General features: G+C 39.4%; 15 protein-coding genes and 1 pseudogene. 9 read left to right on the top strand and 7 right to left on the bottom strand.

Going from position 1 to position 26,353, the window contains the following annotated elements; all coding sequences use genetic code 11:
• The first annotated feature begins 52 nt into the window (after positions 1–52).
• Positions 53–481 (top strand): IS200/IS605 family transposase, encoded by a 429-nt coding sequence (tnpA, locus tag LOC50_RS15580; RefSeq protein WP_250654151.1) that lies wholly within the window; start codon positions 53–55, stop codon positions 479–481.
• 83 nt (positions 482–564) lie between these two features.
• Here the strand turns inward: tnpA and LOC50_RS15575 are convergent.
• Positions 565–1,786: pseudogene (locus LOC50_RS15575) on the bottom strand (alkaline phosphatase family protein).
• Between the two features lie 150 nt (positions 1,787–1,936).
• Between LOC50_RS15575 and dgt the strand changes: the two are divergent.
• From dgt to LOC50_RS15560, 3 genes are all read left to right on the top strand, one after another.
• Positions 1,937–3,400 carry a dGTPase gene (dgt, locus tag LOC50_RS15570; RefSeq protein WP_250654149.1) on the top strand — a complete coding sequence of 488 codons (1,464 nt, stop codon included), beginning with the start codon at positions 1,937–1,939 and terminating at the stop codon, positions 3,398–3,400.
• A gap of 392 nt (positions 3,401–3,792) precedes the next feature.
• Complete coding sequence (locus tag LOC50_RS15565) at positions 3,793–5,274, top strand: hypothetical protein (RefSeq protein ID WP_250654148.1); 1,482 nt, start codon at positions 3,793–3,795, stop codon at positions 5,272–5,274.
• Positions 5,275–5,436: 162 nt separating this feature from the next.
• Positions 5,437–6,285 (top strand): substrate-binding periplasmic protein, encoded by an 849-nt coding sequence (locus LOC50_RS15560; RefSeq protein WP_250654147.1) that lies wholly within the window; start codon positions 5,437–5,439, stop codon positions 6,283–6,285.
• A gap of 1,586 nt (positions 6,286–7,871) precedes the next feature.
• On the opposite strand, the gene LOC50_RS15555 is transcribed toward LOC50_RS15560, so the two are convergent.
• Positions 7,872–8,969: a Fic family protein gene (locus LOC50_RS15555; protein WP_250654146.1), complete on the bottom strand. Its 1,098-nt coding sequence runs from the start codon at positions 8,967–8,969 to the stop codon at positions 7,872–7,874.
• A gap of 603 nt (positions 8,970–9,572) precedes the next feature.
• On the opposite strand from LOC50_RS15555, the gene LOC50_RS15550 reads away from it, so the two are divergent.
• On the top strand, positions 9,573–11,630 hold the full coding sequence (locus tag LOC50_RS15550) for a DNA phosphorothioation-associated putative methyltransferase (RefSeq protein WP_250654145.1): 2,058 nt from the start codon (positions 9,573–9,575) through the stop codon (positions 11,628–11,630).
• Between the two features lie 265 nt (positions 11,631–11,895).
• On the opposite strand, the gene dndA is transcribed toward LOC50_RS15550, so the two are convergent.
• Positions 11,896–13,023: a cysteine desulfurase DndA gene (gene dndA, locus LOC50_RS15545; RefSeq protein ID WP_250654144.1), complete on the bottom strand. Its 1,128-nt coding sequence runs from the start codon at positions 13,021–13,023 to the stop codon at positions 11,896–11,898.
• A 136-nt stretch (positions 13,024–13,159) separates the two neighbouring features.
• On the opposite strand from dndA, the gene dndB reads away from it, so the two are divergent.
• The 4 genes from dndB to dndE are packed head-to-tail and all read left to right on the top strand — an operon-like array spanning position 13,160 to position 18,209.
• Entirely contained in the window at positions 13,160–14,251 is a 1,092-nt protein-coding gene (gene dndB, locus LOC50_RS15540; RefSeq protein ID WP_250654143.1) for a DNA sulfur modification protein DndB, read from the top strand.
• A complete protein-coding gene (gene dndC, locus LOC50_RS15535; RefSeq protein ID WP_250654142.1) occupies positions 14,241–15,908 on the top strand; it encodes a DNA phosphorothioation system sulfurtransferase DndC in 1,668 nt (555 codons plus the stop codon). Before dndB ends, dndC begins: the two co-directional genes overlap by 11 nt.
• Positions 15,898–17,856, top strand: a complete 1,959-nt coding sequence (gene dndD / locus LOC50_RS15530) for a DNA sulfur modification protein DndD (protein ID WP_250654141.1) — start codon at positions 15,898–15,900, stop codon at positions 17,854–17,856. The genes dndC and dndD overlap by 11 nt, the downstream gene beginning before the upstream one ends.
• Positions 17,856–18,209 carry a DNA sulfur modification protein DndE gene (dndE, locus tag LOC50_RS15525; RefSeq protein ID WP_250654140.1) on the top strand — a complete coding sequence of 118 codons (354 nt, stop codon included), beginning with the start codon at positions 17,856–17,858 and terminating at the stop codon, positions 18,207–18,209. Before dndD ends, dndE begins: the two co-directional genes overlap by 1 nt.
• Before the next feature lie 31 nt (positions 18,210–18,240).
• Here dndE and LOC50_RS15520 read toward each other — a convergent pair whose 3' ends face one another.
• From LOC50_RS15520 to dptG, 4 genes are read right to left on the bottom strand one after another with little or no spacing between them, the layout of a single operon-like run.
• Positions 18,241–19,308 (bottom strand): DGQHR domain-containing protein, encoded by a 1,068-nt coding sequence (locus LOC50_RS15520; RefSeq protein ID WP_250654139.1) that lies wholly within the window; start codon positions 19,306–19,308, stop codon positions 18,241–18,243.
• On the bottom strand, positions 19,305–19,955 hold the full coding sequence (locus tag LOC50_RS15515) for a hypothetical protein (RefSeq protein ID WP_250654138.1): 651 nt from the start codon (positions 19,953–19,955) through the stop codon (positions 19,305–19,307). The genes LOC50_RS15520 and LOC50_RS15515 overlap by 4 nt, the downstream gene beginning before the upstream one ends.
• Positions 19,956–19,992: 37 nt before the next feature.
• Positions 19,993–25,071, bottom strand: coding sequence for a DNA phosphorothioation-dependent restriction protein DptH (gene dptH, locus LOC50_RS15510; RefSeq protein WP_250654137.1), 5,079 nt, complete (start codon positions 25,069–25,071; stop codon positions 19,993–19,995).
• Positions 25,043–26,353 carry a DNA phosphorothioation-dependent restriction protein DptG gene (dptG, locus tag LOC50_RS15505; RefSeq protein WP_250654136.1) on the bottom strand — a complete coding sequence of 437 codons (1,311 nt, stop codon included), beginning with the start codon at positions 26,351–26,353 and terminating at the stop codon, positions 25,043–25,045. Before dptG ends, dptH begins: the two co-directional genes overlap by 29 nt.

Raw genomic sequence — 26,353 nt, 5'->3', positions numbered from 1 at the left:
GTGCTCACCTGTATAATATCTATATATTATTAAGTTAAACTGGATTTGTAAAGTGAGTGCGCACAATGATGAGCTATTGAGTAATTACCTGAGAAAGCGCCACAGCGTAAGCAAGTTGGTAGTGCATTTAGTTTTCACAACGAAGTACAGGCGTAAGTTACTTACTGGCGTAATGATCGAACAGTTAAGGGATGCACTTGAGTCAGCTTGCGGAAAATTAGAATGTGAACTTATTGAGATGGACGGAGAACAAGACCACATACATCTACTTGTAGCGTACCCGCCAAAACTTTCAATTAGTGTAATGGTGAATAATCTTAAAGCCGTTTCATCACGGATGCTGAGATTACAAAATACGCATTTAACAAGACAAAGTAAGAGTGCTGCTTTGTGGTCTAGGTCTTACTTTGCTTGCAGTGCGGGTGGAGCAACGATTGAAACGCTTCGAGCTTATGTTGATAGCCAATCAACACCAGATTAAAGTTCTTCGAACTTTACGCCTTATATCCCCGCCCTCAGATCGGGCGAGGGTTTACGGCGAAACTGCTAAAAATGCGCAGCTAATTAATGCACTGCTATTTTTTTATTTAATAGCAGGCATTAACGCTTTGCCATCGCTATCCACTTTACTCATTAGCTTTAAACCCATCACCTTAGCAAGCACAGGGTAAATATCTAAATTATTCACTCGTTCAATGCTCACCCCTTTTTTAAACGCCGGCCCGGTAGCAATAAATGTTGCTGCCATATCATCGGTATAGGCATAGCCATGCGTTCCTAAGTACGGCACTTTCGCACTATTGCTAAATACCGCAGGCGCTGTCGTTTGTACTACAATATCGCCCACACGAGTGCCTTTATTATAGTGATATCCTGCAAGCTGCTCCTCTGTTAGTACCGTGTAGCGTCCTTTTGCTGCATGGTGTAAACGGGCTTTATAAGCCTCAATATCTGCATTTTTAGCATCGCTTTTAGTATAAATAAGTAATCGAGGACCGGTATTAACAATCATAAAGTTATCATCTTTAGGTAAGCTGCTCACAACAATGCTCTGCTCAGGCTCAACTTGTGCCATACCATGATCAGACACAATCACCAGATTTACCTCTTGCTCTAACTTACTCAAGCGGGTTTTTAATTGCCCCATCAGCGCATCTAGCTGTTTAACGGCATCACGCGTTTGCACCGCATCGGGGCCATATTCATGCCCCATGCTATCCACTAACGAAAAATAACTCGCCACAAAACGTGGGCGCTGTGCTTTAGGTAAGCTTAACCATTGAATGATTTGATCAATTCGGTCTTGGTAGTCACCTTGTTTAGAGTAGTGAAAATAATAGTCAGGCGTCATACCATTAAAGCGCGCATCCGACTCAGGCCAAAAGTATACCGCCGATTTAAGCCCATGCATTTTAACTAAATTCCACAGTGGTGTGCCGCGTACCCAGGTACTGTCTTTTTGTCCTTTCCCCATGCTGTAGCACTCATTATTGCGCGCTTTGTCACAAAACTTATTATCTACAATGCCATGGTTAACAGGCAGTAAACCGGTGATCACCGAAATATGATTTGGAAACGTTTTAGTAGGATAAACAGGCTGCATTTTTTGCGCTCTTACGCCTTGCTCACCCATTGCTTTTAAATTAGGCGCACCGTGCTTTTCAATGTAATCCCAACGCAAGCCATCAATAGAGATCATAACAACCGTTTGCTCTTTAGCGGCAAACGCACTATTCACACCCAATAAAAGGCAAAAACACATTACCTTAGTGATCCACAACTTCATTTTAAATACCTAGATGTATGTTAATTTTATAAAAAATAATACTAAAGCAAGTTGTTACTTTATGATACATGTTGATAAATTAAAGCAAACTATTAAAAATAAATAATCGTGCGTTTAATAAGTGCTTAATTCACATAAAAAAGGATTACCATGATCAACTTCAGTAGCAAAGTAACCCCTGCACGTATGCAGCGCACCACTGCCAATTTACAAATGGCGCTTGAGAGCGATCGTGGCCGAATTATTAATAGTGCAGCCATTCGTCGGCTGCAGCAAAAAACCCAAGTATTTCCGCTGGAGCGCAACGCGGCTGTGCGTTCGCGCCTGACCCACTCATTAGAAGTTCAGCAAGTTGGCCGCTTTATTGTGCAGCGCATTTTTGCCAATTTAAATTACCAGCAACAAAAAGAATATGGTTTGTCGGGTTTAGAGCGCCCACTAGAAACCCTAGTAGAAATGGCCTGCCTAATGCACGATATAGGTAACCCGCCGTTTGGTCACTTTGGCGAAGCGGCTATTAATAATTGGTTTAATGCTAATTTAGCCAGCATTACGCCTGAGCGTTGCCAAATCACAAACAGCAGCATTGGCGTTATTTTTAAACATTTAGCCCAAGATATTTGCAGCTTTGAAGGCAACGCTCAAGGCATACGCATTATTCACTCATTGCTCAGCCTAAATTTAACCTATAGCCAAACTGCCGCTATTTTAAAGTACACCCGTCCAGCAAGTTTAGCGAAGCAAGATATTCCTCAAAATAAAAACTACATTATGAAAAAAGTGGGGTATTACTACAGTGAAAAAAGCTTTATTGAAGCACTGCAAACTGAGCTGAAAATGGAGCCCTATTGCCGTCACCCTGCCAGTTATATTATGGAAGCCGCTGACGATATTTCTTATTGCCTTGCCGACATAGAAGACGCCGTAGAAAAAGACATTATCACCATACAGTTATTATGCGAGCAACTAAATAAGCAGTATCAAAAAGCATTAATTAACCTTGCTCTTAACGACACTCAACACCAAAGCTTTGTGGACGACGCCATAAACTACGCCATAGAACGGGCACAAGCACAGCCCTTTAATTTTAATAGTGAGTTTTTTATTTATTTACGTGTGTCATTACTGCACCCGCTAGTAAACCATGCCGCAAAGCGCTTTATTGAAAACATAGAGCCAATTTATCATGGCGACTTTAACCATGCATTATTAGAAGATCGCAGCTACCTGCATGCAGCAACCCAAGCGCTCAAACAAGTCGCGCTTGAGCATGTATTTTCGCACAAAGAAGTCGAAAAACTCGAACTGCAAGGCTACCGTATTATTAATGGCCTACTCGATTGCTATAAACCTTTGCTGCTTTTGAGTAGCGATGACTTTAAACGTGCATTGCATGGCGACAACCGCTTATTAATAGAATCGAGACTCGTTAAAAAGCTCTCTAAAAAGCATTTAAGTAGCTATCAGCATGCCATAAATGCGATGCAAGAAGAGCCCGATCATTTTGCCGCCTATGAATTTTATTATCGTTGTCGGTTAATTCAAGACTACATTAGCGGTATGACCGACCAATTTGCTTACGACGAGTACCAAAGCTTAATGGTAATTGACTAGGGTCTGTTGACCTTTCAAGGTTAAATTTGCAGCAGTCTGTTTGGTATTTAGGCAAGGCAGAGCCTATGTGGTGTGGTTTTTCCCCATAAATAGGCGATAACGCAGCATCAATGCCAAACAGGCGCTGCCCTTCGGGTTCTGCCTAGGAGCGATTTACTCTTTGTTGCCTACATGGATGTAGGTAAGGGGCGTGAGCAGGACGCGTAAGCTTTGCTCGGTTTTTACTTAGTCCACTAGGTTACAAACCTCGCGCCGCGATTAAACCGCCCCTAGTTTGAACAAATTGTAATCCGCAAAGGTCAACAAACCCTAATTAACGCTAGGCGCTTCTAGATAATTTTTCACTTTACGCTTAAGATTAGGGCATTGATGCTTAACCACTTTTGAGTTTTATGAAACCGTTACTGAGTTGCTTACTTTTTTGTTTTGCTTTGTTTTATAGTGCCAGCAGTGCCGCTTATAACGAAGCTATGTGTATTCTTATAAAACAAGAAATGCAGCAACACAGCAATAATAAAGCCAGCCGTAAATACCGTAATGCTGCGCGAGACTTTGAAAAAAACTGCAGTGTTCCGCAAGCGGCACGCACTTTGCCAGTAGCAAAGCCTAAACCGCAGCCGGTTATTGAACAATCGACCCCGGAGGTTGTAAAACCACAACAAATAGAACCCACTTTACAGCCAACGTTGCCAGACGCTGCAACTGAGCAAAGTGCAACTGCACCCCAAAATAATGTAATCGAACAAAGCGCCACTCAAACTATAGAGCAAGCTAAAAAAAATGCCCCAGTAGCATCAACCACAACAGCACCTGATGAGTCACAAGTCAATGTAACAGCTGCGACTGCACAAAGCGGCGCTTCTGAAAAAAATGCACAGCCCAGCAAAATACCGGCCAGTGAATTATCAAACACTGAGGAAAATACGCAACCAAAGGTAAAAAAAGCCACCGTTGAGCCTGCACAAACCGCCGTACCTATCACTATAAATACCAGCGAGCAAACAGCCGTTATTGCCTCTTCTATTCCCAAAGAGGCTAATATAATCTCGCTAGTATTACCAAGTGTGGCACTATTGTTAATTGTGGTAATTACGGTTGTGGTATTAATGCGCCTGCGCAATATTAAGCAAAATAAACAAGTGGCTGATACTGGCATACCATTGCAAATGCCCCCAAGTCACGACAATGATCAAACTCACAGTGTTGTTACTGAGCCGATGGTGACTGGCTCTGATCTGCAAAACCCAGCCGTCGAAAGCAAGGGTAAAGAGCCTGATTCTCGTCGAGTTAATACAGTGAAAATAAAGTCGGAGCCTAACACGGCAGAGTTTGAAGCAGCTGCTAAAGCAACCTTAGAGCGGATAAAAAATGCAACAGAGTTTGCCGAGCCACAAGTAAGAGATTTTGACCCCGAAGCCAAACAAAGCAAAATACAGCGTAATCCTATAAATCAGCCAATCAAAAAGGGTCAACATGAAGCGCCTATAAAGCCTTCACACAGCGCACCTGAACCCATTGCACCCCATCAGCCACAAGCTGATTTCCATCCTGCAAAAACGCAGCGTTCATCATTAAGCTCAACCACTGAACACGACTTTAAAGAGCCAGAAGTACGCACTTTCGATCCCGACGCGCCACTACCTACTAAAAAAACACCGGTAACGGCAGGGCAAGTAAAGGTTGCCCCTGAAGAGCCAAGTACGCGCGATAACTCACCACAAAGCAGCAATCCATTTGCTAATTTATCGCTTGATGAAAGCTGGGATCCAAATTCACCACAAAAACCAAAAATAGAAGAAAAAAAACGCGCGCCTAAATCACAAGCACTCATCGATGCAGAAGAACGCGCAAAAAAAATGCAAACAAAAGAATAACGCGGTAACATAAAAATACTTAAAATAAGTCTGTAAAGCGACGGTATAGCCCTTAAGCTTAGATTCAGTTAAAGCCTTTAAAATAGTTTATTTTTTAAGCAGCATTCAAAGCCGCTTTATATCCAAAAAGGGTATATTTAATAAAAGGAGAGACTTATACACATGAATGTTATGTTATCAGCTAAATTAAGATACCGTATTTATATCGCATCTTTCTTGCTGATGGCTTTTACCAGTCATTACACGCACGCAATTGAAGCAATACAACCCTCAAGCAAAGCGGCTAATCACCATGCTGCTTTAAATATAAGTACAGGCGAATGGCCGCCTTTTTTAAGCGAATCGCTGCCTCACAAAGGCGTGGTTGCGCATTTAATTACCGATATATTTGCACAAGCTAACATTAAAGTTAACTTTACCTTTTTACCGTGGCCGCGTGCTTACCACGACACCATTAATGATAAATACGCAGCCACTGCCGTATGGATGTTTGAACAACAACGTGCTGAGGATTATTTTTACAGTGAGCCAGTGTTAAACGAGCGTTTTGTATTTTTTTATCATAAACAACGCCCTTTTGATTGGCAAAATCTAAACGATTTAAAAGGCTTATTACTCGGTGGTGGGCTTGCTTACAGCTATGGCGAAGAGTTTGATAAAGCACTACAAGCGGGTCTATTTGATATGTCGCGAGTAAGTACCACAGAGCAAAACTTTAAACGCTTAGCTATGGGCAGAATAGACGCCTTTGCCGAGGAAAAAAGCGTAGGCTATCACATATTGGCAGGTCAACTACCTACAATAAAAAATGCCATTGTGCATCACCCAAGGCCACTATTAATCAATAAAAGCTTTGTCATGTTCCCTAAAAATAACCCACTCAGTGAACAGCGGCTTAAAATATTTAACCAGCAATTACTTAAATTTAAACAAAGCGGCCGTTATCAAGCCTACTTTGATGCGTTAGATAATGGCGCTTATCAACCCACAAATAGTGCTCTGGATGACTGACCTGCAGGCGCGGCTTTATGCAGCGCGTTTTATGTTTGGAACGCGGGTTTCGGGCTACGAGCTACGGGGGGATGGTAAAACCTAACCCCTGTTTTTATATTTTCTCATTCCCCCTCATTGTCTTCTCTTTGTGCAAACATGTTTTAAGTGATTTATTCACAAAGAGGGCAAAGAGACGCTGCGCTAAAAGAGGAAAAACAAGCCAACTACTATCCTGTAGCAGCGATTTTATATCGCGTCAGGCCAAGGTCATTGAACTATACCCGCGCCTCGCACCTCGCAGCTCGTAACCTTTAACCTTTAACCTTTAACCTTTAACCTTTAACCTTTAACCTTTAACCTTTAAATAATTTAAAAAGGAGCATTGCTGCTCCTTTTTAAATTTTACTTAGGCCTAGGTTATTAAACACAAAAACGCGGGGTAAACCCGCTGCTACGTGGTGATAATTCTTGGTAGCAGCGATTTTATATCGCGTCAGGCCTAGGTCATTAAACACAAAAACGCGGGGTAAACCCGCTGCTACGTGGTGATAATTCTTGGTAGCAGCGATTTTATATCGCGTCAGGCCTAGGTTATTAAACACAAAAACGCGGGGTAAACCCGCTGCTACGTGGTGATAACTCTTGGTAGCAGCGATTTTATATCGCGTCAGGCCTAGGTCATTAAACACAAAAACGCGGGGTAAACCCGCTGCTACGTGGTGATAATTCTTGGTAGTAGCGATTTTATATCGCGTCAGGCCTAGGTTATTAAACACAAAAACGCGGGGTAAACCCGCTGCTACGTGGTGATAATTCTTGGTAGCAGCGATTTTATATCGCGTCAGGCCTAGGTTATTAAACACAAAACGCGGGGTAAACCCGCTGCTACGTGGTGATAACTCTTGGTAGCAGCGATTTTATATCGCGTCAGTGTTAAACCTAAATATGTATTTACCACCGAGAACACAGAGTTCACAGAGAAATGCTTAAAAAATACCGCAACATCTCCTTGCAGCGCAAAGCGCCTCGAGAACCTCTGTGGTGCAAAAATTTTTATAGCAGTAAACGCCCTTCGTAGCAGCGATTTTATATCGCGTCAGGCCTAGGTCATTGAACTATACCCGCGCCTCGCAGCTCGTAACCTTTAACCCTTAACCCTTAACCTTTAACCTTTAACCTTTAACCTTTTTAAATTTTACTTAGACCTAGGTTATTAAACACAAAAACGCGGGGTAAACCCGCTGCTACCAGTTTGATGTTCCACTTTCTCATTTACTCCTTATTTTCTTCTCTGTGTTCAAATAGGGTTTAGTAAATTATTCACAAAGAAGGCAAAGAGACGCTGCGCTAAAAGAGTAGACTCTAGGTTCAGGGCTGATATCAGGCTGTTTGTAAAACTCGCTGCTCGAAGCCCGCGGCCTTTATCAACGTAGGCGTTAAGCTTGCTGACGCGAAAAATACCGCTTTTAAATTAGGTTACTTTTACGCCATTATTTGCCTCAAAAAATGAGGCAAATAGCATGCTTAATTGCCTCACCTTAGTGTCATCGTGTTTGAAATAGTAGGGCTTTGAATTATAGATAAAAGCTTTAGGCTTTTTAAAATCATTTGGCTATTTTATAACGAGTACTGCGACCACCCGCTGCGGTTTTCTTTATATAATCCAGTGTTTGTAAATCTGATAAGTGGCGCGTTGCCGTCGCACGACTTACCTTAGCCACTTTTTGATACTGACTCGCACTGATGCCCTGCTCAAATTGGCCATCAAGTAATTTATTAAGCACTTTTACTTGCTGTTCATTTAGTCTAGTTTGATCTTTTTTAAACCAATAATTAGTTTTAGCGACAGTTTGCTCAATATTCTTCAGGGTAGATTCAACGGCTTTATTGAGCGTATTTAAAAACCAGGTAATCCACTGTGTAATGCACAAATCACCACGCTGTGTTGCCTCTAAGACCTCGTAATAGCCTTTTCTATCTTCTAAAATTGCCACCGACATCGCATAGAACCGTATCGACTCTTTATGCTCTTGAGCAAGCGCTAAATCTGTAATAAGACGCGTAATACGCCCGTTACCATCTTCAAATGGGTGTAAGGTTACAAACCACAAATGAGCGATAGCAGCACGAATAAAAGGGTCTTCGTGTCGATCATTATAACCTGCATTAAACCAATTAAAAAAAACAGCGAGTTCGTTTTCGATAACATCTCTTGGTGGAGCAGTAAAATGTAATACGGGTCTATCTAATCGCCCTGATACAATTTGCATTGGCTCGTTGCCACGTAATTGACCGCCCGCTATTTGAGTAAATAATCCTTGTTCACCTGTAAACAATAAACGATGCCAATTCAACACACGTTCTAAATCAAGCGGTGTATCGGTGTTATTAATTGCATCCAACATGATCTCTGCAAGATTATCGCTTTGCACTGTGGTTGGATAAGGCTGCTCATCAATGTGGAGTTTTTTAGCTAGTGACGAACGTACCGAAAACGCATTGAGTTTTTCACCTTCAATTGCGCTTGAATGAATAATATTAGCCAATAAAGTATCAAGTGCTTGCTGTTTTTGCTGCGTACTTTGCCCATCCATGCGACCAACCAGCACACCTTGGTTAAAACAAAGCTTTCTCAACAACGGCGCAAGCTGTTTTTCATCCCACGTAAAGTTCGGCCAATCTTGTTGTTGCCATATCCACATAAGCGTGTGCCCTTAAGTTAATTAGCTTTAGTCTATATGATTTATTCGCCTCACACAATGAGGCGAATAATGAGCTTAATTGCCTTATTGTGTTAATTGGTAAGTTGAAATCGTAGAAACCAGTTTTAGCTGTGATTATTTTAAACGCCAATTTCGGTTTCGAGCAGCAAGCGACGAGCAACGAACGATGCGAAAAGCGCCGCTTTTAATATTTAAGCTCGATGCCCGCAACTCGATGCTCGTCGCCTTTATTAATATATGTCGCGTTGGCGACGGCAACCAAGGGGCGGATACCGCCGACCGCCCCCTTGGAACCCTACGGCGCCTCGAGGATCACACTACTTCCTTAATTTAAATTAATAATATGAACGTAAACGCGATGAAACACGTCCGTGTGTAAGCATCGCTTAACGCGCATTGCCTAAAGGGATTTAGGTACTTGGAATTTGTCGGGAACAGAATTCCGCCATGCGCTGCTATTATTCATCATTCATTCAATTTCGGGTGTTATCACGAGGGGTTTAACTCAGCACTCGCCTCCAAATTTGTTGTTATTAAAAGCATTATGTATATTAAGTTATCTTAACTGCTTGAGTAATTTTAATGGCTGCTAACTTACCTTCAACGCTAAACTTCACTCAATACCGTGATTTAGTAAAAAAGCTCAAACATGGTAAATCATTACCAACAGCTATCTATTTACATAAAAGCTCATTACAAGCAGCCCTACCACCTGAGTTATTCAACTTTATAACAAGCACGATAAACAAACTTGATGTAAAAGAATCTTGGAACTTAATAAAGCTTTATAAACGTGATTTAAAATTTACGCTACTCAACTACCCTGACTTTGATGAATATGCATACCCTGTACTTCACACCAGCTATACAGTTGATGTTGATGAGCTAACTATAAAAACAACTAACTACAGTAGCTCAAATAATCCGCCTATTTTGCACCGTAAAGAAACCTTTGTTCTGCCAAGTTACCCTCAATACCAATTATTTAAAGATATTACCGAGGAAGGTGAGCAAATAGGCCTGTACCAAAACACCAAAAGTATTGGTTTTAAACAACAATGGCATAACTTAATTAAACGCAAAGGCTATAAGCTTGATGAGCAAGGACGGCTGCATAAAGTAGCAGAAATACCAAAACCTGAAATTGAACATAAACCACAAGCAATACAGCGCCATTTAACCGCAATAAATCGCGATAGACTTTCTGCTCCTTTTCAAAAGCTTGCAAAGTATGGCTACTTAAATGGTGATTACTCAATACTAGATTATGGCTGCGGCCTAGCAGATGACGCAACCGAGCTTGAGGCCCACGGATTAAATATTAACGCATGGGATCCAGTACACAGGCCAAACGGGAACAAACAAACGAGTGATATTGTTAATTTGGGCTTTGTACTCAATGTTATTGAAGATCAACAAGAGCGAAAAGACACTTTAAAAGCGGCTTATAAACACACTAAAAAGTTGCTTTTAGTATCTGTAATGCTCGCCAACGAAGCCAAACAAGAACACTTTAAACAATATAAAGACGGCGTAATTACTAAATGGAATACCTTTCAAAAATACTATAGCCAAGCCCAAATAAGGGCTTACATAGAACAAACCCTAAACGCTAAAACTATGGCGTTTGGGCAAGGCATTATCGCTATTTTTAAATGCCCACAATTAGAAGAAGCCCATCATTTAGAGCTGCAATTCCAAAATTATAACTGGCAACATATTACCCAAAGGCCACAGCAAAAAGCACTTCCCAAAGCTCAGCAAAAAACCCTGTTTGAAAAACACCAAACACTGCTTGAGGACTTTTGGCAACATTGCCTGCACTTTGGCCGCTTACCAGCAAACGATGAGTTTGAGCAAAGTACAACACTGCGCAAATATTTTGCCAGCCATAACAAAGTATTTACTCTGCTGCAAAATTACTATGAACAAAGTGAATTTGAGCAAGCGCAACAAAAACGAAAACACGATTTACTGGTTTATTTTGCACTTAGCCTATTTGGTAAACGCCAAGCTAAAAGCCACATGCCTGCAAGGCTAACGCGAGACTTAAAAGTACATTTTAGTGATTACAACCAAGCATTAGAACAAGCAAAACAACAGCTTTTCTCGATTGCAGAGCCCGCTAATATTGGTAATGCCTGTTACCAAGCTTACGAGCAAATTCAGCTCGGTGAATTACACGATAACCACTCGTATATATTACCCACTCGTTACTTAAATCAACTCCCAGCAATATTGCGTGTTTATATAGGCTGTGCGGTGCAGTTGTACGGCGATATAGACGACGTAGATTTAGTAAAAATACACATGCGATCAGGCAAAGTAACGTTTTTAAAATACGATGACTTTAATAAAAAGCTTCCACTGCTCACTGAGCGCATAAAAGTAAAAATGCTAGAGCAAGATATAGACTATTTTTACTACGGCGATATTTACCCATATCAGCCCTTTTATAACAAAATAGATTATTTACAAAAAGGCAGTAGCGAGTACAAAAGCCAGCAACGTTTTAACAAAAAGTTAGCTGATATGCTCAAAGGCGTAGCCAAAGCAGAGTGGCCCAACTGGCCCATATTACAAAAGGTGTTTGATTATTGGGGAGTGGAATTTAAGGAGGGTAGATTTTTTAAAAAATAAAAATATTTTTAAAAGGCCAGCTTGCTGGCGGCAACCAAAGGGCGAATACCGCCGTCCGCCCCTTGGAACCCCACGGCGCCCCAAAACTTCACTTTCCTTTAAACAAATAATTAATATGAGCGTAAACACGATGAAAGCACATCCATGTGCATGCATCGCTTTTCTCGCATCCATACGAGGTAATTACTCATTAATTATCTGTTTCGCAGGTGAAGTTGAAGGGGAATTATCTTAGCTATGGAGCTAGTAATCGACTAAATCAATATCACAACTTTAGCTGAGCTAACTTCTCAATTATTTCAGGAATAGGTAATGACTCTGTCATATGCCCCCATGAAACTCTTATTGCACCTGCAATTCGCTTTTCATCTAGCTTCATTGCAGTTAAAACATGAGAAGGCGTATAACTTGATGATGTACAAGCTGAGCCATTAGATACAGCTGCAATCCCCTTCAGCATAACCATAGCAGCCTCAGAGTTTATACCTGGAACTGAAAAATTAAGTACAAAAGGAGATGTATTTTCACCGTTGTATTGCGTATCAAGTGTGTTCAATGCCTGAATCAATTCATCTTTTAAGTTTTGTGCGTGCTGTTGCCATAAGACTGCATTTTTTTGTGCAATCTCGCACGCTAAACCAAAACCCGCAATAAGTGGAACGGCTAAAGTTCCAGGCCGCAACCCTTTCTCTTGCCCGCCACCAAACATAATTGGTTTAAGTGGTGGCTTTAAAAAGCCACGCTTTCTAATTATTAACGCACCAATACCTTTGGGAGCATATACTTTATGCCCACTTGCACTTATTAAGTCTACTCGGTCATTTTTTAAATCATCACTTAACTTACCAAAGCTTTGCGCTGCATCGATGTGTAAGTAAGCCTCATGAAGTTCAAGCGAATCACAAATCTCTTTAACTGGTTGAATTGAACCTGTTTCATTATTTACGTGCATTATTGATACTAGCAAGGTGTCTTCTCGAAGAAGGTTCTTAAGTTGTGCAGGGTTTACTACTCCACTTTCATCAACTTCTAAATAACTTATAGTAAAACCGTTTTTCTCTAAGTGCTCAATTGGCTCTAAAACAGCTTTATGCTCTATTCGAGTTGTAATGATGTGCTTTTTATTATTTGCTTCACCAAACTCTTTTAAACCTAAAATTGCAATATTGTTGCTTTCGGTTGCGCCACTGGTAAAAATCACTTCAGACTTGTCTGCATCAACTACGTCAGCAACTTGTTTGCGGGCATTTTCAACAGCCTTTTTTGCACTTGCACCAAATTCATGAGTACGGCTGCCAGCATTGCCATACTCCTCTAAAAACATTTTTCTAACTAAATCAGCTACCTCAACAAGTACTGGCGAAGTAGCATTCATATCTAAATAAGTTGTCATCAAATCCCCAAAATAAACTCATATTCTATGCGAGACAGTGTTAAGTAATTCATGTAAAATAGCCCGCCACAATGTTCGTACGAACAAAGCAACAAAAGTCACGAACAGATTAAACTATAACTTAATTACGAAAGATATGAACCAAATAGTGTCAGGAACTTCATTCCCTGCAATAAAGGGAATGCAAGCAAAAACAGAATATTACATTGTAATGTGCCCACTAAAAAGACTTAGTAAGATATTTACTTTAGATGAGGGGCAATTACCTGTAGATCAACGCGCCCAACGTATTATCAACGAAGAGCGTATTCCTGATATTGCAAACTACATACTAGATAGTAGAGATAACTATGTTTTTTCTGCTCTAACAGCATGTATAGATGGATTAAGTGAGTTTGTAGCAATAGGTGAATCTAAGCACGAACAAAAAATCGGTACTCTTGTTATTGATGAAGACGCCGAGATTTATATTACTGATGGGCAACATCGAAATGCAGCAATATTAGAAGCTTTAAAAGCAGATCCAACACTTGCTGATGAAACTATTTCGGTGGTTTTTTTCACTCATAAATCATTAGAAGAACGTCAAAGGATCTTTAAAGATCTCAACCTTTATCCAGTTAAAACCGATAGTTCATTGAGTATTACTTACGACGACAAACCAGATGCAATTTTATCTAAAACTGTAATTTTCAGAAGTGATTCATTTACAAAATTAGTGCATATGGAAAAAAGTAATTTAGGACCTCGCTCTAAAAAACTAATTAGCCATAGCGCAGTAAATAAAGCGAGTAAATACTTACTTGGTACAATAACCAAAAGTAACTACGAATCCCTAATACCTATAGCCAGTGAATACTGGCATGAGGTACTCAAAAATATGCCGGCCTGGCAACTTATATGCGATGACAAAGCATCAGGTGGAGAGCTACGCGACGAGTCAATACACGCCCACGCAGTAACTTTTCATGCCCTCGGGCTATTAGGGTTTTATTTACTTAACAACGAGCCCAAATGGCACAATAAACTAAAAGGCTTACAAAAAATAAACTGGAGTCGCCAAAACCCTGATTGGAACCGCCGCTGCGTAAATAACAAATCGATGACAAATAATCGAAAAGCAGCTGAGCTCACCTGTATTCAAATTAAAACTTATTTAAAAATACCCCTTACCGACAAAGAAAAGTCGGTAGAAAAATCATTCATAGAGGAACGAAATGGCTACTGATAACGATGTACAGTTCCATTCGGCCTTTGGCGAAACTGGCTTAAAAAGCTCTATTCGCCAAAGCATCGATCATATAAAAATGCTTTACCAAAGTGACTCCATCCCATGGGTAATTGGTTACAGCGGCGGTAAAGACTCAACGGCAATACTTCAATTAACTTGGTATGCCCTGCAAGAGTTAGCGCAAGAAGGTAAATGCGAAAAAAAAGTACATGTAATCAGTACAGATACCCTTGTAGAAAACCCAATTGTAGCAATGTGGGTAGGTAAGTCTCTGCAACGCATGAAAGAGCAAGCAGACAAGCAAGGTTTACCTATCGTTCCGCACCGCTTAACTCCAGCAGTTAAAGACCGTTTTTGGGTTAACCTAATAGGTAAAGGTTACCCAGCCCCTCGTTATAAATTTCGCTGGTGTACAGATCGTTTAAAAATATCGCCATCGAATACATTTATACAAAACATGGCTGATAAAAACGGCGAAGCTATTTTAGTACTTGGTACGCGTAAAGCCGAAAGTACAGCGCGTGCGGCAAGTATGGAACGTTTCGAAAGCTCAACTACCAATACACGTAAGGCGCTTGGTTTAACTGAAAACGGATCGCTTGAGCGCGTGTGGGTTTATACCCCTATTGCTAGCTGGAGTAACGACGATGTTTGGGTGTATTTAAATAGTGTAGATAACCCATGGAACTTCCCAAATCATGACTTAATGGGGATGTACCAAGGCGCTACAGAAGGTGGGGAATGCCCTCTTGTTGTTGATAAATCAACGCAAAGTTGTGGCGATAGCCGTTTTGGATGTTACGTGTGCACTATGGTATCTGAAGATAAATCAATGAATGCCATGATCTCAAACGATGAAGAAAAAGAGTGGATGTATCCACTTGTAGCACTTCGCAACGAAATTGAAGTAAACGATGCCAACCGCGCTAAAAAAATTGAAAAATTAACTCGCGATAAAGCTAATCGCGACTTTAGACGTATGAACGGCAACCTAACCGTGCATGTATCTAAACACGGTGCAGATTTAGTTCCAGGCCCTTATATTCAATCTTTTAGAGAGCATTTACTTGGCAAAGTATTAGAAGCGCAACAGGCTGTACAACAGCTTGGGCCAGAAGAAGTTAAAGATCTTGAACTACTGCCACTAGAAGACCTTGAAGAAATTCGCCGAATTTGGCTAGAAGAAAAGCACGAGGCAGAAGACAGCGTGCCAAAAATTTACCAAAAAGTACTTAAAAAAGAATACCCGGGTAAGCAACGCGCACACCACCCTATTCTTAATTTAGACGTACTTAATAAATTAAAAGCGCATTGCCAAGAGCAAGGCGACGAAGACGGCTTACTATATCAACAAATGCGCTCAGTAATGAGCATTGCTAATAAGCATAAAAACCAATTACGTAGAGCAAAACTCTCTGACGAGCTTGCACAAAGCCTCGATAAAGGCGCATTTAATAATTTATTCGAAGCAAAGCAATTTGCATTAGAGCGCGAGCGCCATCGCTTACAAATACAACTAAATAATTCTCCTAATTTAACTGAAGATGATAAAGCTGCAATTCAAGAGAAAATCATCATGGTAACTAAGTCGATAAAAGAACAAGGCTACAGCTCACTACTTATCGATTTTGAAGAGGTACACGATGATAATTAAACAACTTACCCTTGAAAACTTTGGTATTTATCAGGGGCGACACGAAGTTGATTTAACCACCGCAAAAAATAAACCTATTATTTTATTTGGTGGTTTAAACGGCGGCGGTAAAACAACCTTTTTAGATGCATTGCAACTCGTGCTTTATGGTAAACATGCAAAGTGTTCTAACCGTGGGCATCAGTCTTATAGCAGCTTTTTAAGCAGCACCAAAAACCGTTATGTTGGCGATCACGACACCGTTGAGATTTCACTTACGTTTACACACACAACCGATACCACAACCAAAGAGTTTGTTGTTGTACGTAATTGGAAAACCAACACAAAAGACGTTAAAGACAAAGTAACGGTTTACTGTAACAAAGAAGAAGATAGCCATTTAAGCCAATACTGGGATGAGTTTGTGAATGAGTTTATTCCACTTAGCCTGTCTGACTTATTCTTTTTTGATGGCGAAAAAATCGAAAATCTGGCACACCCAGACAGAAGCGCCGATTTAATAAAAACAGGTATTGAAAACTTACTTGGACTAGACCTTCTTTCGCAACTGCATATCGATTTAAATAACGTTGAGCGTAAGCGTAAAAGCGATAATTTAGAAAGCAGCGTAATTGCCAAAGTTGAAGCCTTAGAGGCTGAAATTGGCGACCAATCAACACTTGTTTCAAATCTTAAAACAGAAATAGCAGGCATCGAAAAACGCGCTAGCGATACTAATTTAAGCATTAATAAAGCCCGTCAAAAGGTACGCTCTGCGGGCGCTCACTTAATTGAAGAGCGCGACTCTATTAAATTTGAACTCGGTGCTATTGAAGAAAAGCTCAAAGCCAATTTAGCCGAGCGCGTAAAATTGGATGCCGGGTGCGGACCGCTTAGTTTAATACCTAATTTAATTGCAAGCACACAAGCACAAATTAAAAAAGAAGAGCAAGCAGTCCAAGCTAATGTTATTCAAAGTGCTATTACTGAGTACGAAACCACAATTACACAAACGCTAATTAACGAAAATGTGCCACAAAGCGCACTTAAAGCACTTAATAATAAAATGGCTAGTTTGGCTCAAGAGCGTGAAGAGCTCGCAAGTACAGCGTGCTACATTGGCAGTAATGTAGCCATTTTTAATGGCCTTGATGAAAAAATTACGCAAGATAAGTCAGAGCGTGAAAACTTACTAAAAGCGCGCGAAGACCTCCTAGAGCAGCAAGCACTTTTTGATAAAAAGTTAGAGTCGATCCCTGACTATGAAACTGTGCAACATTTATTGAGTGAACTTGCAGGACTTGAAGCCGAGCTTAAAAACGACTTTGTTTTAATAAAACAAAAACAGCAGTTATTACAGCAAGCGCAAGCGCGTGACGAAGTATTAAACACTCGCTACGCAAACTTGCTAACTCAGCAAAGCAAAGATACGTTCGAGCAAAAACGTGCAATTCAAGTGGCTGAGCATATTGGTAAACTTAAAAATACCATGAAGTCATTTGCCGATGAGTTAATACGTGAAAATGTAACAGGGCTTGAAGAACACATTACTGCTAAGTTTTTTGATCTTTCTCGTAAAAACAACTTAATTACCGGCGTTAAAATTTGCCCAGATTCATTCAAACTTACGTTACTCGATACCAATAAAAACCCTATGTCGCCAAGCCGATTATCAGCTGGTGAGAGACAATTACTCGCCATCGCTATTTTATGGGGATTAGCTGAAGCATCAGGCAAAGAAATTCCAACCGTGATCGATACACCACTTGGGCGATTAGATGGTAAACACCGTACTAAGCTAATTAATAACTACTTCCCTAAAGCGTCAAGCCAAGTGATATTGCTATCAACTGACGAAGAAATTACAGGACAATATTACACGCAATTAAAACCTGCTATTTGTCGTGAGTATCACATTAGTTATAACGAGCAAGAACAAACCTCAACCTTTACTGAGGGGTACTTTTAATGAATACAACACTCCATACAATTGACTCTATTAAGCTCTCTGAAAAACAAAAACAGCAGCTCGTTCGCCTAAAAAGTAAAACAGGCATCGAAAACTGGAATGTATTATGCCGCTGGGCACTGTGTATGTCGCTCGCTGAAGATTCAATCCCCCCGGTCGAGGAAATCCCATCAGACAGCAACGTAGAAATGAGCTGGAAAGTGTTTGCTGGTGAGTATGCTGATGTGTACTTAGCAGTGTTACGTGAAGCGTATCAAAAACAAAATGCACACCTAGTAGGTGTGCACTTTGGTGACTTTGTTAAATTGCATTTGAATCGAGGGATTAGTTTTTACTACACAAAACTAGATTAATTAACATTTAATTTTCTTTTGCATGCAGAAGCTAGGTTTCTTGCATGCTCCCCAACTCTCTTTCAACAACGGTTTTAATAAGTTGTGCCAACCTATTAATCGATTGCTCATTAGAGGAAAAGTGGCGTGATGTTAACTCCAAATTATTTAATTCCAATTCAACTTTAAGCTTTTTCATTATCTCCGTAAAAAAGTCTAAAGAAAGGGTTTTATTCTTTTGACCTAGTTCGTGTATTTTTGGGTATGCCTTCAATAAAGCGCCACAACCTATTGATTTAGAAAGAATATACTTGTCAGGCTGCTCCCACTCTACAGGGAATACTTTTCTAACTGCATTAAATAAATTCATTAATATTTTACGGATTACATCATCCTTTTCCTCCCTGAAATATTTGTTAAAAGGCCTATTTTCAGGGATTAATTCGACATTATTTTTAATATTTATAGCATAGATTTCAGGCTTATTTGTAATTAATTTTAATAATGACTTTATAAATGAGCCTTGAGAAATAGATGCCAATTCCCCACCACCTTTACCAAGCATCTTAAGTCTTTCATAGAAAGGTGAATCACTATCAGAGTTAAATGACCTTGCAATTTCGTGGCACGTCCTTTGTGGTGAACGGTACGTAGAAACATCAAACAAGTCGTAGATTAAAGAAGGCGGCACTTTTGTTTGCTTACTATTAATAATAGAGAATATATAAGCTTTCTCCTCCTCTGTTAAATCCATAACTATAACAACAGGCAATTCGAAATCATCGATGTGCTCAGATGCAAGTATACCTGCAACCCTGTGCTGCCCATCTAAAATTGAAGCGATCTCTTCAGATTTCTGTATTTCGAAAGATGTGGCATTAAAATTTTTAATATACTCTGAATTAATAGATAAAATAATCGGCGTAGGAAAAGTTGCGTCTGGGTCTTTACAATAATTAGCTATTTCAGCCTTGCGTTTAGTAGAAGCTTCACGCTGCGGGCCTCCAGAATGTGCTCTAGTTTCTACCTTTGAAATAGATTTTATTTCTTTAGGTGTCATCTTACTTAAATAGAACGTACCTGCAGGTTGTTCAAATTTTATATAATTGCATTTTATCATAAATCAATGTCCTCGCCATCATCAGTGACATTTGTAGTAAGTAACTGCTGGATTGCAACATTTTCACTATTTAAGTAATCATCAATTTTCGGAATAACTTCTTTAGGTATGAGCACCGAAATAATTATTTTTTCAAATTTTTGTTTTTCTTGAAGATCATTCCAAACTGATTTTGTAGCTTCAGAGGTAGTAACCGTTGTTTCCACACTTCCATCTTCATTCTCTTTAATAATTTTTCCAAGACCTATTACTTGCTGATATTGATCTCTCTTATAGATACATACAAGAGTATTTACTGGGACTCTTAAACCGAGTGGAGGCAAAGCAACAACTCTATAATTATTCGTTCCTTCAATCAAAGAAACATGTTTTAACTCCCTAAAACTAGGCGAATATTCTTTTTTATTTATAAAATCTTTGACCGCTTTAACAGCTGTATTAAACGCTACTGTTGATAACGTTAAATAACAAAAGAAAACGAACAACAATAAATAAAAAATCCAACCAGGTACATCTTTAGATGCGTCTAATTTCCAAAACGAAGCGATTGCTATAAATGTACTGACGCAAGTCCAAATGATCCAGTGCTCTTTTAAGCTCTCAAACCAATACTCACGCCTCCTGCTATAAATTTTTAAAGTTTCCAACTTTTATTTTCCTTCTAAATAACTAATTTTCAAAAAATCAACTTTCAAGCGCAACTCTTGCACACTGTATCCTAACCAACTTACCTTCTGATTTAAGATAAGCATCCCCTTTACCGTTGAGTACTTCTGCGCCTTGCTCATCGAGTATTACACGGCTTTCAGTACCATTTTTAACTCGCAGTGCGAGCTGTGCTGGGAGATTAGAACGTAAATTTGTGCTGATTACATCGCCACTTGGTTTTTGTGTAGCAATAATTAAATGAATACCGGCAGCACGGGCCTTTTGCGCTAAGCGCTTTAGCTCAGATTCAATATCCTTTTTCATGTCTTTATCTGATGTTAAATCGGCATATTCATCAAGCACCAATACCCACCACGGAATACGCTCTTCTGGTGTTACTTTGGCGTTATAGTCTGGCAGAGAGCGTACACCTTGCGCTTTAAATTGCACATAGCGCGATTGCATTTCAGAAACCGCTTGGGTTAACAGTTCTAGCGCATCTTCATCATCAAACCCAATGCGCCCGATTAAGTGTGGATAGCGCTCAAAATCATTAAGCTCGGTGCCTTTAGGATCTATTAGCATCAGCTTTAATTCACTTGGCGTGTAATGCTCAACCATGCCATATAAAATAGTATTTAGCGCTTCTGATTTACCGCTACCGGTTGTTCCACCAATAAGTAGGTGTGGGCAATTTGAAGATGAGAAGTTAAGTTTAATTACTTCACCAAAACGGTCTTCACCTAGCGGTACCTCAAGCGCATTTTGTGGCCGCTGCCAATTTGGCCAGATATCATTTTGGTCTACAAAGTAACGTTGCTCTTGGCTTTTTGGCACATCAATCGTAATGCAGCCTTTATCTATGCCAAAGCCTACATCTTGTTCTTGCTCAAGTTTTAACGCGAGCTTAAGTGATTGCGATTTGGCAAATACGCTTTCAGGCTTGTCACCTAAATTTAAGCCAACTCGGAATAAAATAGAGGCAGGCCCTTCAATAAAAGGTTCAACATTATCTGGTTTGAGTAACGTAATGTTATGGCTGTAGTAACAATCAATAATTTGCTGATAGATTGCACTTAAATCACTCTCACTCATTTTTTTGCGAGCCGATGCTGCAGCCATATCTAAGTTATTTGTATTGGCCTCTTTAACCTCTGTAGGGTTTGTTTGCTCTGCACTTTTACTATTGTTACTAGGTGGTGATATATCATCTAACGCTGTAATTTTTGTACCTTGCGTTTTTGTAAGCTCAGTTTGCTCGTCAGCTTTGGCATTTTGTTCAAGTACTACTTTTTGCGTTGTTGCGCTCTTAGTTAAAATATATTGCGCATCAATATGGTGTAATTTAGCAGGGGTTAAGTCGGCTAATAAGTTCTGCATAGGTGTTTTAACCCAGTGAGATAAATTACCCGCTGGTAGCTCTATTTTTAGTATGTTGTGCACTTTTAAGAATGATGCTTTAGTAAAGTTATCATCTTCTACATTTACAAATAAGAACCCTGCCGGATAGTCAACAAGTTCTGCAAGTTCATAATCACCTTGTAGCCACTGTGCACTGCGTTGCTCAATGCTATTGAAGTAACCCTCTTTATACACTTTATAAAGTTTGTACTTATCAATTTGCATTAATACTTGGCGCATAAATAAGCCTCGGTATAAATGCCCTGCAAGGGTTTGCTGCCCAAGGAGTGCTTCAAAATATTGCTTCAGCTCTTTGGCTTGCTCAACACCTTTGCTGTGGGTTTGGCGCTTACCTGTTTTAACTTCAACTGGCAGTAAAATCATTTGTTGGCCTTTAAAGCCTACAAATAAAATATCGTCTGAGATAACACCTTTTTTAAAGCCTTGTGCATGGCGCGATAAATCGCTATCAGCCATGTTTAAGCCTAAGTTACCAGCCACGCGAATGACTTCTGCAATAGAAAGGGGCACCCACGTAATATCAGAGTCTGCCACTAAGCAGTTAATGTATTTATAAGCGCAGATAATGCCGCGCTTTTCTTTTCGTTCGTTATCGTTGGCCGTGACTAGGTTTAGCAACCATTCACCATTAAACGCATTAAACTCCTCGATTATACCGCCCTCGTCGTTTTCGAGTACTTTGTGGTATAGATCGGTTTGTTTAGTTACGGTTATTGCATCGTAATTAACTGAGTTTGTGTAGTTATCAGAATAATGAATAAGCACCATATTCTTTTGATTTTCAAAAAACTCTAAGGTTACTTTAGGATCGATTATTGTGGTCCAAATTGAGTTCTCGTAAGAGCGCTCTAATAACGTTTTAAAGTTTTCTGTAACTACAAGAGCTTGAGATTTAGACTCGCTGTACTCTTCATGGTGGCGCTTGGCAGGCTTGATTAATCCACTATATTTAGCAACTAGCTTTAATTGTGGTGCACTGTCAACATCAATGCCTTTAAGACCAAACGATGTGTAATAGCTGCCATTTTTATTTGATGCAGACTCACCTGGCATTAAGCCATGACAAACAACCCCCGTTTCTTGTTTTAATAAATCAACGTCAGTCGCCTGCACACGTTCGTTATTTTTAAAAAACGACATGTGAGCGTAGTGCTGCTCTTTTTGGCCTTTTTCGTGCTCAAATTTACTGTAAGTTAAACGTGTTCTTAGCAAATCGATTATGCTATCAGCTTGCTCGCGAGCAGCCCCTTTGTTTAACTCACAAAGTTCTTTTAAGTCATCATAGCTTGCCATGTCAGCAAACTTGTCGAACCAGGTATAACACTGCGCTTCGTCATATAAATTTACATGAATATTGGTAACTTTATTTTTTTTGAGTTTGATGTAGTCAATTAAGCCTAAAAACAACTCTTTATTTTGCTGATTATTGACAGAGTTAATAATCAGCGTTGTTTTACTACCTGCTACAAATAAATGTTTAAAGGCTGTGGTAAATTTGCCTACTTTGTCTTTTACGAGCGTGCGCACAAAGTCATAGCTACTTTCTTGTTGTGGAACAAGTTTGGACCAGAATACATTTTCTTTTTCGGCGTGATTATATGAAAAGTCATGCATAGGGTCGTATACAAAAGGTAAAAGCCCTTGTACGGTTAAGCGCTGAATAGTAACTGGTGGTAGCTTTTTAAAGCTGCCTGTTGCCTTTTTATCTTTACTTAATACACCTGCCAAATTGCAATTATAAGCAAGTACCAGCGGGTGATATGGCGCAATATAAGTTTGCTCATCAAAATCTGCAAAGCCTATATTTACAAGTAACTTGTGCTGTTCTAAAAGTGGTGCGTGGTAGGGTATTTCATCAATAGCAGCCTGATAAGTATCCACAACCTGAGTGGCAAGCGCTCTAAGTTTTTCGCCCCAGCCCGATAAGCTCAACAACGATTTTGTATGCGCTAAATAATCAAATAAATCGCGATAAGCAAAGTATAAATCAGCATAATGTGATTCTAAGTCTTGTAGTTTAATATCATTGCCATTAGCAAGCTTAGCTAAGGTTGAGCTATCAAGTAACTCAGCTTCGTTTTGTAATAACGTGAGCCGCTTGGCTTTAGGTGCTACTTCCTTTCCGTCAATAAGTACTTTGTTTTTACTACGATTGAATTGCCCGTAGTATTCATCGTTAAATAAGTGATTAAAGCGGCCTTGGTCTAATAATAAAGGTAACGATAAAGTATCGGTTGATACTTCCCCTTCAACATTAAATGTTAATTGGCTAATCGCACCTTGCACGGTGAAGTTTATTTCATCAGATTCAGTTGCTAGCTTTTTAAAATCAACAATGCCTACTGCATTTGAATCAAATATTTGGCTGTTTTCTGCAAGAACACTGGCATTTGTTAAATCGCTTATTTGTAATGATTGCTCATCAGTTTGCAGCGTTAACCATTGTTTTGCGGGATCAACTAAGTAAGTGTGCTTAAAACCGTCAATGTAAAAGTCATTTTTACTAATAACTAGTACTTTGAAATTATGTGTTTCTTTTGGTTTGTCGGTTTTAACACGAAAGTTAAAGTAGCGAGCTTGTCCGTCAAAACTACTCGTAAGCACTGCCCTACTTCTTATTCCGCCTGGGTTTTTAATTGTTATATCAACATTTGGCAGTTCTTTAGCTTGCTGAATTTTACAAAAGCTATCTTTTAACTTTTGATTGATAAAGCAAAGCTCTAATTCGAATGTGTGTTGTTCTGGCTCTAAAACTAATATTAAGTGACGCTCTCTTACACCAGCTCCTTTTTCTGACTTTGCCTTTGCAAGTAGTTCAATGTATGGGGCCTTTTCGCTTTCAAGCTCTAACAAATTAGTTCTATTTTTTTGCTGTTCTGTAAAGCATTCACCTATGTCGAGGCTTTCTTTGTACTTTTCTACATTCCCCTCAGGAAAATGCTCTTTAATAAATTTTTCACTAAAATCTAAAGCGGCTAATTTGTCTTGCAGTTCGTTTGGAAAATGATGAGTGATGAAGTCGAGTTTATCGCTTAGCTCTTTATTTTCTTTTAAGCGCAAGCTAATTTGCTCGCCTTCCCAGCCTTCTTGCGAAAGTTGGTCATCGTTTAATAAACCAAGTTCATGGAACTGTAAGTCACCATCTGCAATTGCGTAATATAGTTTTTCAAAGCCAAACATAGTGGCTTCGTCTTCAACTATTTCATCAAAGTGATAGTCGAGTAAACATTCAGAAACTTTCGCTTTTTCATCAGTTTGATCTATTTCTTTATGCAGCAATAATTTTATGTTTTTTGGGTCCCAAACAACGCCAGGCTGCGCTACGTCTTCTGTCGAGTTTTTTAACGTATCTAGCATAGAGTTATGGATGATTAATAAAGCTGTGCCTTTTGTTTCACCTTCCATAGCTGAAACAACATCACGTAAATGCGCTATGTAGTTTTCTGTAAAGTTTTCACCTTCGTACACAGGAATTAATTCGACATCACCGTACTGCACCGTTTTTAACTCAATGCCTTTTACAGTTACGCTATTGTCTGCAATTTTCATAAAGGCTTGATAAAGTGCAAAGCCTTTATCACTATCAGGACTTGTGAACTGATAACGAAAACCAACTTTTAATTCTTCAGCTGCCCAAACATTAAAGTGGCTAACTAAAAATTCTTCAAACTGTTTTTCTAACATATACTGCATCTCCGCTATCACTCATTCTTTCTACGTTACCCATTCGCTCATAAAAATCGATTAAAGATTGCTGGCTTTGTTTATCAAAAAACACGCCTCTTGCTTCAAATTCTTTAATAATTTCGTGAAAACGTAATTTATCGCGCTCGCCAATGGCTAGGTTTGTTAGTAGCACTATGTAATCTTGGTTAAACGTAAGTACTTGACCTGCACGGCCTCGTCGCTGAATAAATGGGTCTAAAATATTACCCAACGTGCCTTTGACCACGGTGTCGTTATATTCAGTTAAGCGCCCTTTTTTGTTATCGAACTGCGCATGGGATAAGCTAAGTAATTGCTGTAGGACTTCTTTTTTATCGCTTGTATCTAACCAATTTTGCTCGGTGTTGTACCATTTGCGTTGAGTACGATCTCCTACAAAATCACGACCAAATTGATTTAGCTTAGCAACTTCACTTTCGTTGATAGATTCAAATAGCTGCCAAAGGGGTTTAACCTCACCTTTGATTTGTATAGCTTCATTCATAAATAAGTAAGGGAATAGGTATTCTAAGTATTCATGAAGCTGGCTATAACCAAAGTTTTTAACTTGTGAGCGTTCGTCGCTTGCCTTTTCGTTATCAATAATAAAAAAGCAGGGCTTGCTTGATGGAGCCCCATTTGCCCAATTTTTTATATTCAGCGCCATTTGCGAGATATATAAAAACCCATATAAACGAATAACAGAATTAAAGTTGTTGAGTAAGTAGTGAGGTCTTTTATTTAAAAATTGTAAATCTTGTTTAAACAATTCACTTAAAAATGGCAAATAGGCGGGCTCTGTTTTAAGCGCCGTTTTTGATTTACCTGATACAAAAAAACTATCAAATTCAGCTTTTATTTCTTTTTCTAAAAAATTTAAATCGTTAACTGAAGAGCTATCGAGAGTTAAACCATTTAATAGCCCAACGAACATGTCACCCAACTTTTTGCTATTAGTATCGACTTCATTTTTTAGCGCTTTAAATATGAGGAGCTCTGGGGATATTTTAAATAACTGCTCATTATCAAAATACATTTTTTCCAGCACCGTCCAAAATTCAGGTTCGTCTAATTTTGTTGAAAAACGCTTTTCACATAAATCTTTGAAATGCTCTATGTCACCATTTACCAATGACTTTGCATATAAAATATGTACAAAATAGCCTAGTACGGTATCCCAGCAAAACTTATAGTGTTTGTCTTTTGTTCTTAAAGGTAAAAATGTATTAAATGCATTATTGTTTGGTGGTGTTAAAGTTTCTTTAATCAT

This window comes from Pseudoalteromonas sp. SCSIO 43095 (genome assembly GCF_023650455.1).
Lineage (GTDB): Bacteria > Pseudomonadota > Gammaproteobacteria > Enterobacterales > Alteromonadaceae > Pseudoalteromonas > Pseudoalteromonas tetraodonis.
This window is presented reverse-complemented; position numbering and strand designations above follow the sequence as displayed.